Source organism: Geobacter benzoatilyticus, assembly GCF_017338855.1.
GTDB classification, from domain to species: Bacteria; Desulfobacterota; Desulfuromonadia; order Geobacterales; family Geobacteraceae; genus Geobacter; species Geobacter benzoatilyticus.
The window spans coordinates 891,617-905,386 of sequence record NZ_CP071382.1; the positions used below are offsets into that span (position 1 = coordinate 891,617).

The window sequence follows — 13,770 nt, forward strand, 5'->3', positions numbered from 1 at the left end:
TGTAAACACTGGATAAAAACAGGTTTTACTTCTTTCACCTACGGGGTAGCGGATGACGGAATACAACATCGGAGCCAAGATTAAAAAACTCCGTTTAGCCAAAAAGCTGACGCTCCAGGCAGTTGCCCGTGAAACCGGCTTCTCCCCTGCCCTCATATCCCAGATCGAGAACAATAACGTCTCTCCTCCCATCGCGACCTTGTCCAAGATCGCAAAATTTTTCGACGTAAAGATCAGCCTTTTCTTCTCCGAGGAAGAAGAGGAATACCGCTATGAAGTGGTCCGCCGGGGCGAGCGCAAGATTATTCCCCGCGTCATCTCCCGGGCGGGCACAAGCCAGGGATACTCCTACGAATCCCTCTCCTTCCGCAAACAGAACAAAAAAATGGAGCCGTTCCTCCTCTCGGTCACCGAAAAGGCCGCCGAGGAAAACACCTACAGCCACGATGGCGAAGAATTCCTCTTTATAATGAAAGGGGCCGCAGAACTCCTGCTCGAAAACGAACGCATCGCCCTGGACGAGGGTGACTGCGTCTACTTCGACTCATCCCTCCGGCACCGCCTCCTGTCCAAGGATGGAACCGAGGTCCAAGTGCTGGCGGTGGTTACCCGCTAGATAAAACATCCCCCCCAGATAGTCTGCTTTTATGCTAAGCACATACACACATTCACTGTTCATAAGCATGCAATACACTCAACAGAAGGGATTTGCCCAATGCGACTGTTGAATAACTCTACTCACCGGAAGGATGGCCGCGATGTCTAAGAATGCAATTAAACCGCAACTCAAAAACCCGTTTGACCCCCCCGAGAAAGTAGAATTCACCATTCCGGGCGAAATCTCCCGTGCAACCGGCCCCTATGAAGAAGCAATGAAAGAGGGGCATGACCTCATCCAGCGCCCCATAAAGTCTGTCAAGATCGACCAGATCGAAAAGCAGCACTTCAAGAAGCGGATGACTGTCTGGGAGCGCCTCAAGGTCCTTTCCGACCAGGCCCCGAACGTCCTGTACCAGAACTGGGGAAAGAATCTGGACGGTGCCTCGCTGGTTACCGCCATCCTGAACATCGACGGACGTGACGTGGCGGTCTACGGCCACGACTTCACCGTTCGCGCCGGCTCCATCGATGCCACCAACGGAAGCAAGCTGGCCCGGCTCTTCAACATGGCCGGAGAGAAGGGTATTCCCCTTATCGGCATGAACGATTCCGCCGGCGCCTTCGTCCCCGCGGGGGTAGGCGGCCTCGACGGCTATGCCGAGGCGTTCACGGCACTGCGCAAGATCAGCGGCGTAGTCCCCTCCATCATGTGCATGTTCGGCTTCAACGCCGGCGGCGGCTCCTACCTGCCGCGCCAGGGGAGCTTCGTCATCCAGCCTGCCGACACCTTCTTCGGCCTCACCGGCCCCGGCGTCGTCAAATCGGTTCTGGGCGAAGACATCACGCCGGACGAGCTTGGCGGCCCCAAGGTCCACGGCAAGTCAGGCGTTGCCGACCTTACCGTCGAAGACGAGGTGGCGGCCCTGAGGACCGCAACGCGGCTTCTCTCCTACATTCCGGACAACAACAGCATAGGAGCGCCGTTCCAGGCAACCAGCGACCCCCTGGACCGCAAAACCTGGGAAATCAACACGCTCCTCAAAAAGGCCTTCAACTCGCCGACGGGCTTCAACACCCCCTTCGACGTTTCCATCATCATCCAGCAGATCTGCGACCATGGCGACTACTTCGAGCTGCAACCGGAGCGGGCACGGGAAGCCGTTACCGCCTTCGGGCGCCTCGGCGGCCAGGTGGTGGGCTTCGTGGCCAACAACTCGGCCGTCTCCTCCGGCCAGATCGACTGCGACTCGGCGGTGAAAATCGCCCGTTTCGTCCGCTTCTGCAACATCTACAACATACCCATCATCTTCATGGAAGACACCACCGGCTTCCTGCCGGGTCGCGAGCAGGAAAGCCGCGGCATAGTCCAGGCGGGCCGCTCCATGCTCGACGCCATCGTCGACGTGCGCACGCCGCGCATCCTGCTGATTCTGCGCAACGCCTTCGGCGGAGCCTACGCCTCCTACAACAACTACCCCACCGGCGCCGACATGGTACTGGCGCTCCCCACCACCCGCCTGGCGGTCATGGGGCCGGCCGGCAAAGAGTTTGTCTACAAGGATGAACTGCGCAAGATCCGCGGCGCCGTCGCTGAAATGATCAAGAAGGGTGTTGAAGCGCGGGTCACCGCAGGCATGGAGCCGGGCGCCGCGCGGCGGGATGCGGAACAGGAAGCTGCCGACTGGCTCAAGGGAGAGGAAGCGGCCCTGAACCAGCGTTACGAAAGAGAACTTATGAACCCGAAGGAAGGTCTGGCCCTGGGCTCCATCTCCTCCATCGTCATGCCGACCGACCTGCGCCAGGTGCTGGGCGAAAACATCGCCTTCCTGATGCGGCACTACAAGCCGTCGCCCATGTGCGGCCCGCAGCGCGAGTTCCACTAAAAAATATCAATAACACGGAGCAACAGAGCAACGGAGAACGGCAAAGAAAACAACTAAGATTTGAAATTAGACTAGATAGTCTTCAGTATTTATTGTTTTTTTGAATTTTGGTTTTTATGAATTTGATTTTCTCCGTGCGCTCCGTTGCTCCGTGTTATTAAAAAATTTTTTATAATTCGATTGATTGGAGATAGAGACCAATGACCGACCTGTATATGAACAATCCGCTGACTCACCGGAACCGCCGCCTGGGCCTGTCCGATTCCGAATGGGTGCGCTCTTTTTCCTGCGAGGATCTGAAGCCGCTCATCGTCTGCCGCGGCCCCATCCGCAAGGAGGCCATGGATGTCTTTGAAGAGATGGGGATCACCCACTACGGCATCCTTCTGTCCGAGAAGGACTCCATCGTCTACCCCAACGCCCTGGCTCCCGAACTGCGCCAGCTGACCGATTCCACCCGCGTTCACCGGGTGCCCGACTACTCCGGCGCCAGCAAGGAAGAGCGGGTCGAGCGGATCGGGCAGATCATCCAGATCGCCAAGGATAACAACTATGACGCAATCTTCGCCGGCTACGGGTTCATGGCCGAGGATGAAGAATTCGTCGCCGCCATCGAAAACGCCGGGCTCACCTTCATGGGCCCCAACTCCCGCACCCAGGCCGACGCCGGCAAGAAGGACGAGGCCAAGCGGACCGCCCTGCAGGTGGGCGTCAGCGTCACCCCCGGCATCAATAACGTCACCGCCCGGACCCTGGTCAAGAAACACGGGACACGGGAAGCGCTGCTGGCCCTGGCCAAGGCCGAAAACCTCGACGTGGACGCCAAGGTTCTGAAGGACTCGAAGCTTCCCCTCGAAGAGCTGGCCGATGCCATCCTCTACGCCTCCTACGCCAAGGGGATCGACCTCTACTCCATCGAGGAGCTCTGCGCCCAGGTACAGGTGGAAGTGGCGGCCATGTTCAGCGAATATCCCGGCAGCCGCATCCGCCTCAAGGCCATCGGCGGCGGCGGCGGCAAGGGGCAGCGGATTCTCGGCGCGTCCCTCCTCAGCATCAAGAAGCCGACCGAGGCCCAGATCAAAGAGGCGGCAGCCGAGGCCCCGGGCCTGGTGCGCGAGGTCCTCAACGAGGTGAAGGCCAACGGCGTCGGCGACAACAAGAACGTCCTCGTCGAGCTCAACATCGAGCAGACCCGCCACAACGAGATCCAGCTCCTGGGCAACGGCGATTGGTGCGTCTCCATGGGTGGCCGCGACTGCTCCCTCCAGATGCACGAGCAGAAACTCCTGGAAATCTCCGTCACCCAGGAGGGGCTGACCCTGGCCATCGAGAAGGCGAAGGCCGCCGGACGCAAGGCCGAGGTAAAGGCTCTGGAGAGCGACCTCAAGGTGCTCAAGCGGATGGAAGAGGATGCCGCCAAGTTCGGCGCCGCCGTGGGGCTCGACTCCGCCTCCACCTTCGAGTGCATCGTGGACCGCGACCGCTACTACTTCATGGAGGTGAACACCCGCATCCAGGTGGAGCACCGGGTTTCCGAGCTCTGCTACGCCCTCAAGTTCACCAACCCCAAAGACAAGAACGACTTCTTCATCGTCGAATCCCTGGTTGAGGCCATGGCCCTGCTGGTTCGCCACAAGAAGCGGCTCCCGAAGCCGGAGCGGATTGCCCGCTTCGGCGCCGCCGCCGAGGCCCGCCTCAACGCCACCGACGCCTCCCTTTCGCCCCACGCCGGGGGCATGATTCGGTACTGGTCAGCCCCCATCGAGGGCGAGATTCGCGACGACCAGGGGATCTGCCTCCCCAACCCCGACACCGGCATGTTCATGCGCTACAAGGTTGCCGGGGCCTACGACTCCAACATCGCCCTCCTTCTCACCAACGGTGATGACCGCCTCGCCAGCTACCTGAAGCTCTCCGAGGTTCTGGGCAAAACGACCCTGCGGGGCACCGACCTGGCCACCAACCTGCAATTCCACTACGGCCTGGTCAACTGGTTCATCGGCCAGAACGTCATGGCCAAGCCGACCACCCGCTTCGTGGTCCCCTACCTGACCCTGGTGGGCCAGCTGAAGGAAGAGGCCAACAAGATCGACACGGTCTTCGCCTTCATCCAGATGAAAAAGGCCTATGCCAGGAAGATGGCCGAGCAGTTCCCCGATGACCCCAAGATCGCCAAAGAGATGTCTGCCATCCTCGACCGGAAGGGAACGCTGGTCACCCGCCCCATGGACCGGCTCCTGGCCGATCCCCATCTCCTCTCGGGGTGGCTCTCCATCAACCGGAAGAATTTCACCATGGAAAACGGCAAGGTGGTCTGGCACGACAACCCCTTCGTGATCCTGGGCGACACCTACGAATATCTCAACATGTCCTACGACCCGGCCGCACCGGCAGCCGAGGTCATCTGGAGCCACGACAACGACCTGCTCCAGAAGGGACTCCGTTTCTACACGACCCTGGCAAATCACTTCAAGCTGGGGCTCCATGAGTTCGACGCCCTTTCGGCAATCCTCGTGAAGGACAAGCCCCAGGGCGGGTTCCCCGAAGAGCAGTGGCTCCAGATCCAGTCGGCCCACATGGGGTTCGAGGCAGGCCTCGAACTTCTCGGCATGCTCTTCATCATTGCCGAAACCGTGAAGTTCTGGGATTTCAAGGTGGAAGACGACCTGGAAGTCACCATTCCCGACTACCTCAACGATACGGAACTGCAGAACCGGCTGAAAAAGGTGCTGGTCCCGCCGCCCGCCACCAAGGCCGACGAGATCGTCGCCATGTGCGGCGGCATGTACTATGGCCAGGAAGCTCCGGGAATGCCCGCTTTCGTAAGCGAAGGGATGCACTTCGAGAAGGGGCAGCCCCTCTACATCATCGAAGTCATGAAGATGTTCAACACGGTACGGGCCACCTTCTCGGGCACCATCGACAAAATCATCATGGATGGCGCGGACGGCAGCATAGTCCAGAAGGGGCAGCCCCTGTTCAAGGTCACCCCGGACGAAAAGTTCGTGGAAATAAACCCGGCAGAGCTGGAACAGGTCAAACGGGAACGGACCTCGGCCTATCTCAAAGCCGTTCTCTAAACGCGGGGCGGATGGTTAGCGAAAGGGTTCCCCGCAATAACCGGGAACCCTCGTCGTACCGGCTGACCCCGCCCGAAAAGGCGGGGTCGGTTTTTATGGGGATACGGCCCCAAGGCGCCGGCAGCTGCCCGCCGGTATCCGCGCCGGTTCATTGGCCCTTGCACAAAACTACTTACAAACGCTCAGGAGGTTACCGTGAGAAAAGGTAAATTCATCGTTATTGAAGGAATCAGCGGCTCGGGACAGCAGGTGAAGTCGGGAATCGTGGCTCTCCACAAGGCCCTGGTCGAGCAGAAACACGACGTTATCGAATGCGCCAACCCGGACTCGGGGCGGGTCAAGGAATTGGGCATGTCCACCATGCTCAACTGGCCCTTCGGCAAAAATCCCAGGGCTGACTTCATCTTCGAAGGGGCGGTCCGCACCGAAATCTTCAAAAACGTCGTCGAACCGGCACTGCAGCAGGACAAAATCGTTCTCTGCAAGCAATCCAGCATCTCCTCCCTGGCCAACGCCTGGGTCAACGGATACACGAAACATTTCGACGTACTGCGGCTCATCGACAAGATATCCCGCGGTTCCCTCTTCGAAGACGAAATATACCCCGACCTGACGATCTTCTTCGACGTGCCGGCGGAAGAGGCCTTCGAACGGGTCGAGGATGTCCTGCAGATCCACCATGAGGGGGGAATCGAATACTACCAGAAGATGCGCGACTTCTATCTCAATGAGATTTCCCGCTGGCGCGGGGTGAGAATCGACGCCTCCGCCTCCCGGCATCCCGATGAGGTGAACGCCGAAGCATGGGAACTGGTAAAAAACATCCTTTAACCCCCTCAGGGACGCCTCCCGAACCGCCCTTGAGACAGAAAAGCATCATCCACAGCACCGTAAGGAGAGTTTCATGAGCATCAGCGACAAGAAACAGGCATGGCAGGATGCTGTCGTGGCCAAAAGCATTGCCAAATCCCCGGAGCGGAAGCCCGAATTCCGCACCACCTCCAATATCGTGATGGACCGCTGCTTCACCCCCGGCTTCGACGACTATCCGGGCTACGAGGAAGAGCTGGGCTTCCCGGGCCAGTACCCCTTCACCCGCGGCGTCCAGCCCACCATGTACCGGGGCCGCTTCTGGACCATGCGCCAGTACGCCGGCTTCGGCACCGCCAAGGAGTCCAACGAGCGGTACAAGTATCTGCTCCAGGCGGGCCAAACCGGCCTCTCCGTCGCCTTCGACCTCCCCACCCAGATGGGGTACGACTCCGACGCCGCCATGGCCCAGGGAGAAGTGGGCAAAGTGGGGGTCGCCATCGACTCCCTGGCCGACATGGAGATCCTCTTCGACGGCATCCCCCTGGACAAAGTCTCCACTTCAATGACCATCAACTCCACCGCCGCCATCCTTCTCGCCATGTACATCGCCGTGGCCGAGAAGCAGGGGGTATCGCCGGAGAAGATTTCCGGCACCATCCAGAACGACATCCTCAAGGAGTACATGGCCCGGGGCACCTACATCTACCCCCCCCAGGAGTCGATGCGGATCATCACCGACATCTTCGCCTACTGCAAGGATAACGTCCCCAAGTGGAACACCATCTCCATCTCCGGCTATCACATCCGCGAGGCCGGCTCCAGCGCCGTGCAGGAAGTGGCGTTCACCCTGGCCGACGGCATCGCCTACGTGGAAGCCGCCATCAAAGCAGGCCTCAATGTCGATGAATTCGCCCCCCGGCTCGCCTTCTTCTTCAACGCCCACAACAACCTTCTGGAAGAAGTGGCCAAGTTCCGGGCCGCACGCCGCATGTGGGCCACCATCATGAAAGAGCGGTTCGGCGCCAAAGACCCCCGCTCCATGATGCTCCGCTTCCACACCCAGACCGCCGGCTGCACCCTCACGGCCCAGCAGCCCGACAACAACATCATGCGGGTCACCATCCAGGCCCTGGCCGCCGTTCTCGGCGGAACCCAGTCGCTCCACACCAACTCCCGGGACGAAGCCCTGGCGCTCCCCACCGAAGACTCGGTCCGCATAGCGCTTCGCACCCAGCAGGTCATCGCCCACGAATCGGGCGTAGCCGACTCCATCGACCCCCTGGCCGGCAGCTTCCTCGTGGAATCCCTCACCGACCAGATCGAAATGGCCGCCACCGAGTACATCAACAAAATCGACTCCCTCGGCGGCGCCGTCGAGGCCATTTCCCGGGGATTCCAGCAGAAGGAAATCCAGGACTCCGCCTACGCCTACCAGCGGGCCATCGAAACCGACGACCTGATCATCGTCGGCGTCAACAAGTTCACCGTCACCGGCGAACCGGCCCCCGAGCTCCTCAAGATCAAGGAAGAGGTGGAAATCGCCCAGAAGAAATCCCTGGCCGAAATGAAAGCAACGCGAGACGAAACCAAGGTCAAGGAAACCCTTGCCGCCCTCGCCTCCGCCGCAAAAGGGACCGACAACCTCATGCCCCCCATTCTCAACGCCGTCAAGGCCTACGCTACCCTGGGCGAGATTGCCAACGTTCTGCGCGACGTCTTCGGCGTACACCGGGAGACGGTGGTGCTTTAATGGCTTCAATAACACGGAGCAACGGAGCAACGGAGAAAAACCTTCTTGACGCTGACCTCACCAACGTGATAATCGGGCGAGCCATTGAGGTACACAATCATCTCGGCCCAGGGCTCCTTGAATCAGTTTATGAAACCTGCCTTGTCCATGAACTGACAACAGTGGGACTATCCGTTGAAAGGCAAAAACTTTTGCCGGTAAGGTACAAGAACCTCAGTTTACAGGACGGCCTGAGAATTGACGTGGTGGTAGAAGGCAGGGTTATTGTTGAACTCAAGTGCGTCGAAAAGCTCATGCCGGTACACGATGCCCAGCTTTATACCTATTTAAAGCTTTCCGGAGTTAAAACCGGACTACTGATCAACTTTTTCACGAAGGTTCTTCGGGATGGCATAAAACGAATCGTCTGTTAGGTTTTCTCCGTGTGCTCCGTTGCTCCGTGTTATTAATAGAAAGGTTTCTCCATGCTCACAAAAATCAACCACATAGGCATAGCCGTCCAATCCCTCGCCGACGCCGTCCCCTTTTACCGGGACAATCTCGGCATGGCCTTCATGGGCACCGAAGAGGTGGCGGAGCAGAAGGTCACCGTCGCCTTTTTACAAATCGGCGAATCTAAAATCGAACTCCTTGAGCCCACGGCAGACGACAGCCCGGTAGCTAAATTCATCGAAAAGAACGGCGCCGGAATCCACCACATAGCCTACGAGGTGGAGGACATCGAAGCCGCCATTGCGAAGCTCACCGCCGACGGCGCCAGGATGATCGACAGCGTCCCCAGAAACGGCGCCCACGGCGCCCGCATCGCCTTCATCCACCCCAAAACGAGCCGCGGTGTCCTGACAGAGCTGTGCCAAATGGGACACTAACTGCACAGAACCTCCTCAGGCCTTGATTTTCCGGGAATTTTTTCTTGACATTCCTTCTAAACCAACTATATTGTCCCTAAATTTTAAAACAGCATTTTGCAATTTCACCCATTCGGAACCGGTCCGTAACAATATCGTGACGTTGGCTTGGTATCAATCGGTGGTTTTTGTTGCTGGGACACGGAATTACATACTTTAGGATTGACAGCACCCAAATGATAAGTAGAATCTAACCTCTGAAATGAACACACAGGTACCGATGTCTACACACTATTCTCAAAGCTCATCATGCTCTTACGCGGTCTTCGGCCTCTGGCCGGAGTTGCCCGTGCGGTGACGGAACAACCCCTTTCCCCCTTCATTAGACGGGAGAAAAGGGTTTTTGTTTATGGAGGGGGTACCCCGCCGGTTGCGTCTGGACATTTTTTTCGGGAAAGGTGGTGATCGACGAAACGGCACATCAAACTACGGCTTTAAGCAACACCACTCTCATATGCGGTTTTTATCACCAATGAAGGAGGCAACTGATGAAAAAGAAGCTTTTGGCAGTAACCGCCGCCTGCGCCCTGAGTGCTGCGACGGCAGTTCCGGCTCTGGCGCTGGAAAACGAGTTCCATGGCATGTTCCGGGTGTTCGGCATCGTTAACAACTTCGGCGACGGCAAAGGCGGCCCCATTATCAAAGCTGGCCTGCTGAGCGAAGACTCCAAGACTCGCTCCTACGTCGAGCAACGTGCCCGCCTCATGTACATCGCCAAGGCCAACGACGACCTCAAGCTGGTAACCCACTTCGAGATCGACTCCCGCTGGGGTGATGCCTCCTACACGGATGGTCGCAACAAGGGTGGTGCTATCGGCGCTGATACCACCAACCTTGAGACCAAAAACGTCTACCTGGATTTCAACATTCCTTCCACCGCCATCAACGCCAAAGTCGGTATCCAGCCCTGGACCGATTCCTACGGCGGGATCTTCGTGAACGCCGACATGGCCGGTGCCCTCGTCTCCGCCAAGTACGCCGGGTTCACCAACTCCCTCGGCTGGTTCCGCTTCGACGAAGAACGAGACTCCCTTCCCGGCAAGGCCACCCGCGATCTCCTCGTACTCGACTCCAAGTACGCCCTCTCCAAGGATGCAAAGGTCGGCGCTTCCTATTATATGCTGAACACCGACTACAAAGGCGATGACAACACCTACACCCATATGGTCGGCCTGAACGGCGAGTTCAATCTTGCTCCTGTCACCCTCGGGGCCTTCGGTATGTACCAGTTCGGCCAAACTCCGTTCTCCGACAACAGCGACCTCTCCGCCTTTGCCGCCGGCGTTACCGCCAAGGGCAAGCTCGGCATCGGCACCCTCAGGTTTGCCGCCCTCTACACCTCCGGCGACCGGAACACCGGCGACAACGAAGACAGCAACGCCTTCCAGATTATCGACGCAGACAGCGGTAACGGTTCCAGCGAAAGCAACTTCTATGCAGCTGAAATGCAGATTATGCTCCGCAACAAGTATAACGCCAACTCCGATCGGTCCATTGTTCAATCGCTTAATGGTGCGCGGGCAAACGAAGGCTTCGTTGGCGGTTTCGTCGGTTATGACGCCAACTTCACCCCTAAAGTCTACGGCAGCGTGAACGCCGGCTTCGGCGCCGCCGCCAATACGAACCAGGCTGAAAACTACCTGGGCACAGAAGTGAACGCCGAAATTGGCTACAAGCTCTTCGACAACATGACCGCCAGCGTACAGGGCGCCTACATGTTCCTGGGCGACTACTTCGATGAGGCAGGCGATCTCGACGATCCCTACCAAACCCGTATCATGCTGAACTATGCATTTTAAGTAATGCCCCGTACCGGGAGGAACAGCGCTTCCTCCCGGTGCTTTGATTTTAGCCGTTTGACTTTACCATACTGTCTGGTTAACTAAGAGAACAGAAAGTTCAAACTATCCATCCGGAGGTAAACCATGAAAAAGATGGCCGTATTGCTGATGGCAGCATTTATGATGTCGGCTACCGTGCCGGTTCTTGCAGCCGAAATGACGAAGGAAGAGAAGGACATGTGTCTTCTGGCGTCCAAGAACTGCGGCATGGAGGTCGATACTCTCCAGAAGAAGATCAAGAAGCTCAACGCCGAGATCAAGAAGGGTAAGAAGGTTTACTCCGCCGACGAGATCAAGAAGCTCCAGCAGAAGCTGGACGAGGCCAACGAACTGCTTGACGCCATCCTCAAGGGTGGCGGTAACTAATCCTTTTCGCACTAGAAACACCCCGAGGGGAGAGGCGACTCTCCCCTCTTTTCGTTTCGTCGTTGCATCCGCTCAGACGGCGACTAAAGCTTTGACATGGTAGAGGCGGTTTGCAATAATCCCTCGCTGGAAAGTAAGTGCCCATGGACCCAACCGTAAAAAACTGGATAGCCACATCGAACTACGATTTGCGCACTGCCGAGGCCATGCTTAAGGCGGGACGGTATTTGTATGTGGTATTCATGTGCCATCTGTCTCTCGAAAAAATGTTTAAGGCAGTCCTGGCAGCTTCTTTTCCCGATTCCATTCCTCCCAAAATTCATAGCCTTGCCAGCCTGTACAAGAGAGCCGGACTGGTTATGCCTGAGCAATTCATGGATTTTGTCGAACAACTCGACAATGTAAGCATCGTCACCAGGTATCCGGAAGACCTCAGATCACTTTCCAGGGAGTTCAACCAGGCAAAAGCCGGGGAAGTGCTCCGAGAGACGAGAAAGTTACTGAAATGGCTCAAGCAATCGATATCAGAGAAATCGTAGAGCATTACCTGCAGAACCTTGCCGCGCTGGGAGTACCCGTTCAGAAGGCATTTATCTTCGGATCGCAGGCATCAGGCCGCGCAGACGAAGACAGCGATATTGATCTCGCTGTAATTTCGCCATACTTTGAGCGAATGGGACTGTGGGATAAAGCAAAAGTACTGGGAAGAGCAACCCGCGACATCCCCTGCCCCATGGATATTCTGGGCTACTCGCCCTCCCAGTTGAAAAAGGTCCGTCCCGGGACGCTGTTGGACGAGATCGTCAAAAACGGCATCGAGATCCGTTAAGCCCGGAGCATGGTACCCTCATACTCCCCGGCCATTACTTTACAGATGTGAATCTCAACGAAACACCCGTTAGGAGCAACGATGAAACGACTTTCCCTTCTCTGCGCAGTTCTGCTTGTGGCCCTCTCAACGGCCTCAACTCTTCTTGCGGCCCAGATCAGGGTCTACGTGTCGGAATTCGCCATTACCGGCGCCGCCAACAAGGATGAATTGAAGTCAACGCTGCAGACGCTGTTCGCCTCGCGCCTGAGCAATGATTCGGTGCTTTCCGTGGATTCGCCCGTGGGAGCCGATGTACTGGTTAAGGGAAGCTACATCGCCTTCGGCAAGATTTTCAGCCTCGACGCAGTGGCCAGGGATGCAAGCGGCCGGGTCATCGCCCGCTCGTTCCAGCAGGGTGAAAGCCAGGATGAGTTGATTCCCGCGGCGGGCAAGCTGGGGCAGGCCATGGCGGCAGAGATCGCCGAAAAGATTAAACCGGGGGTGGTCATGGTACCGCAGCCGGTTGCAGCGCCGGTGGCGGTTCCTGTATCGGATGTGGTGCGCCCTTCAGCTCCGCAGGCAGCGTCCGATGTGATCAAGGCCTCCACCACAAGCGATATCGTGAAACCGCAGAATCTGACCCAAACCGCCTCCGGCGGCTGGATGAGCCAAAGGCTGACGGGCACCCTCATCGGCATTGCCGCCGGCAAAAAAGCGGATGACGGCGCCCGGGATTTCTACATTGCCGACGAACAAGCCCTGCGCCTCTATCGCAAGGGCGACGCCCTTAAGCTGGTGGCAGAAGTCTCCTTCTCCCCCCGCGAGCGGGTGATCGGGGTGGATTCCGCCGACCTTGACGGAGACGGGACGCCGGAAGCCTACGTTACCATCATGGATGGTGAGTCGCTCTCCTCCCAGGTGTGGGTTGCGGAAAAGAACTCCCTCAAGCGGATTGCGGCCAAGCTCCCCTATTATTTCCGGGGAATCGCCCTGGAAGGCGCCAACTACACGATCTACGCCCAGCAGATGAGCACCGATGCCGATTACTACGGCGACGTGTATGAACTGGTCAGAAACGGCGACCGCTTTGAACTGAAAAACCCCATCAAGCTCCCACGATTCGGTTACCTCTACAACTTCAACCGGTTCCGCGACGCTTCGGGCAGCAGTTATACCGCAGTCATCAATGAAGACGGCTATCTCATCATCTATTCCGCGGCCGGCGAGGAACTGTGGCGCAGCGCCGACAAATTCGGCGGCTCCGAGACGTATTTCAAGCGCGAAGACCTGTCCAAAGTCATAGTTACCGGAGATCCGTTCCGCTGGATTTTTATGGAGCAACGGATCACCGTTTCACCGACTGGCGAGCTGATCGTACCTAAAAATGAAGGGATGTTCGTCGTCGGCAACAACCGCGCCTACAAGAAGAGCAGCCTCTACGCCTTTTCCTGGAACGGTTCGTCCCTGGACGAAGTCTGGCACACCAAGCAAAGCCAGAACTACCTCGCCGACTATGTGTATGAGCCTGGCGCCAAGGAAATCGTGGCCCTCGAAGTCGTGAAGAAAGAGGGGCTCCTCAACAAGGGAACCAGCATCGTAACGGTAAAGCGGCTGGAATAGCGTAAATGGCTTTTTCCGCTGCCTGATTGTAAGGGGGTACTCGCGTGCCCCCTTTTTCGTCTGTCCCTGCGGATATAATTGATTGACATCGGACCGCT

At 57.6% G+C, this 13,770-nt stretch carries 12 protein-coding genes; all 12 read left to right on the top strand.

What is annotated here, in order from left to right:
* Window positions 1–52 precede the first annotated feature (52 nt).
* The 12 genes from JZM60_RS04245 to JZM60_RS04300 all read left to right on the top strand — a co-directional run bounded on the left by JZM60_RS04245 (window position 53) and on the right by JZM60_RS04300 (window position 13,672).
* On the top strand, window positions 53–616 hold the full coding sequence (locus tag JZM60_RS04245; protein ID WP_207164275.1) for a helix-turn-helix domain-containing protein: 564 nt from the start codon (window positions 53–55) through the stop codon (window positions 614–616).
* A 142-nt stretch (window positions 617–758) separates the two neighbouring features.
* Window positions 759–2,483, top strand: a complete 1,725-nt coding sequence (locus JZM60_RS04250) for an acyl-CoA carboxylase subunit beta (protein WP_207164276.1) — start codon at window positions 759–761, stop codon at window positions 2,481–2,483.
* A gap of 200 nt (window positions 2,484–2,683) precedes the next feature.
* Window positions 2,684–5,563 carry an ATP-binding protein gene (locus JZM60_RS04255; protein ID WP_207164277.1) on the top strand — a complete coding sequence of 960 codons (2,880 nt, stop codon included), beginning with the start codon at window positions 2,684–2,686 and terminating at the stop codon, window positions 5,561–5,563.
* 195 nt (window positions 5,564–5,758) lie between these two features.
* A complete protein-coding gene (locus JZM60_RS04260; RefSeq protein WP_207164278.1) occupies window positions 5,759–6,394 on the top strand; it encodes a dTMP kinase in 636 nt (211 codons plus the stop codon).
* Window positions 6,395–6,467: 73 nt separating this feature from the next.
* A complete protein-coding gene (locus tag JZM60_RS04265) occupies window positions 6,468–8,126 on the top strand; it encodes an acyl-CoA mutase large subunit family protein (protein WP_207164279.1) in 1,659 nt (552 codons plus the stop codon).
* Window positions 8,126–8,539 (top strand): GxxExxY protein, encoded by a 414-nt coding sequence (locus JZM60_RS04270; RefSeq protein ID WP_207164280.1) that lies wholly within the window; start codon window positions 8,126–8,128, stop codon window positions 8,537–8,539. Before JZM60_RS04265 ends, JZM60_RS04270 begins: the two co-directional genes overlap by 1 nt.
* A 51-nt stretch (window positions 8,540–8,590) precedes the next feature.
* Window positions 8,591–8,995: a methylmalonyl-CoA epimerase gene (gene mce / locus JZM60_RS04275; RefSeq protein ID WP_207164281.1), complete on the top strand. Its 405-nt coding sequence runs from the start codon at window positions 8,591–8,593 to the stop codon at window positions 8,993–8,995.
* Between the two features lie 527 nt (window positions 8,996–9,522).
* Window positions 9,523–10,833: a histidine kinase gene (locus JZM60_RS04280; RefSeq protein WP_207164282.1), complete on the top strand. Its 1,311-nt coding sequence runs from the start codon at window positions 9,523–9,525 to the stop codon at window positions 10,831–10,833.
* A 126-nt stretch (window positions 10,834–10,959) separates the two neighbouring features.
* The gene (locus JZM60_RS04285; protein WP_207164283.1) at window positions 10,960–11,241 is read left to right on the top strand and encodes a hypothetical protein; all 282 of its coding nucleotides are present in this window, start codon (window positions 10,960–10,962) and stop codon (window positions 11,239–11,241) included.
* 143 nt (window positions 11,242–11,384) lie between these two features.
* Window positions 11,385–11,780, top strand: a complete 396-nt coding sequence (locus tag JZM60_RS04290; RefSeq protein WP_207164284.1) for a HEPN domain-containing protein — start codon at window positions 11,385–11,387, stop codon at window positions 11,778–11,780.
* The gene (locus JZM60_RS04295) at window positions 11,747–12,070 is read left to right on the top strand and encodes a nucleotidyltransferase domain-containing protein (RefSeq protein ID WP_207164285.1); all 324 of its coding nucleotides are present in this window, start codon (window positions 11,747–11,749) and stop codon (window positions 12,068–12,070) included. The genes JZM60_RS04290 and JZM60_RS04295 overlap by 34 nt, the downstream gene beginning before the upstream one ends.
* Window positions 12,071–12,151: 81 nt before the next feature.
* The gene (locus JZM60_RS04300) at window positions 12,152–13,672 is read left to right on the top strand and encodes an FG-GAP repeat domain-containing protein (RefSeq protein WP_207164286.1); all 1,521 of its coding nucleotides are present in this window, start codon (window positions 12,152–12,154) and stop codon (window positions 13,670–13,672) included.
* The last annotated feature ends 98 nt before the right edge of the window (window positions 13,673–13,770 follow it).

Excerpts from the sequence above, each read along its gene's own strand:
- JZM60_RS04245 (WP_207164275.1), top strand. The coding sequence starts at position 53 with ATGACGGAATACAACATCGGAGCCAAGATTAAAAAACTCCGTTTAGCC.
- JZM60_RS04250 (WP_207164276.1), top strand. The coding sequence starts at position 759 with ATGTCTAAGAATGCAATTAAACCGCAACTCAAAAACCCGTTTGACCCC.
- JZM60_RS04255 (WP_207164277.1), top strand. The coding sequence starts at position 2,684 with ATGACCGACCTGTATATGAACAATCCGCTGACTCACCGGAACCGCCGC.
- JZM60_RS04265 (WP_207164279.1), top strand. The coding sequence starts at position 6,468 with ATGAGCATCAGCGACAAGAAACAGGCATGGCAGGATGCTGTCGTGGCC.
- JZM60_RS04270 (WP_207164280.1), top strand. The coding sequence starts at position 8,126 with ATGGCTTCAATAACACGGAGCAACGGAGCAACGGAGAAAAACCTTCTT.
- mce (WP_207164281.1), top strand. The coding sequence starts at position 8,591 with ATGCTCACAAAAATCAACCACATAGGCATAGCCGTCCAATCCCTCGCC.
- JZM60_RS04280 (WP_207164282.1), top strand. The coding sequence starts at position 9,523 with ATGAAAAAGAAGCTTTTGGCAGTAACCGCCGCCTGCGCCCTGAGTGCT.
- JZM60_RS04285 (WP_207164283.1), top strand. The coding sequence starts at position 10,960 with ATGAAAAAGATGGCCGTATTGCTGATGGCAGCATTTATGATGTCGGCT.
- JZM60_RS04290 (WP_207164284.1), top strand. The coding sequence starts at position 11,385 with ATGGACCCAACCGTAAAAAACTGGATAGCCACATCGAACTACGATTTG.
- JZM60_RS04295 (WP_207164285.1), top strand. The coding sequence starts at position 11,747 with ATGGCTCAAGCAATCGATATCAGAGAAATCGTAGAGCATTACCTGCAG.
- JZM60_RS04300 (WP_207164286.1), top strand. The coding sequence starts at position 12,152 with ATGAAACGACTTTCCCTTCTCTGCGCAGTTCTGCTTGTGGCCCTCTCA.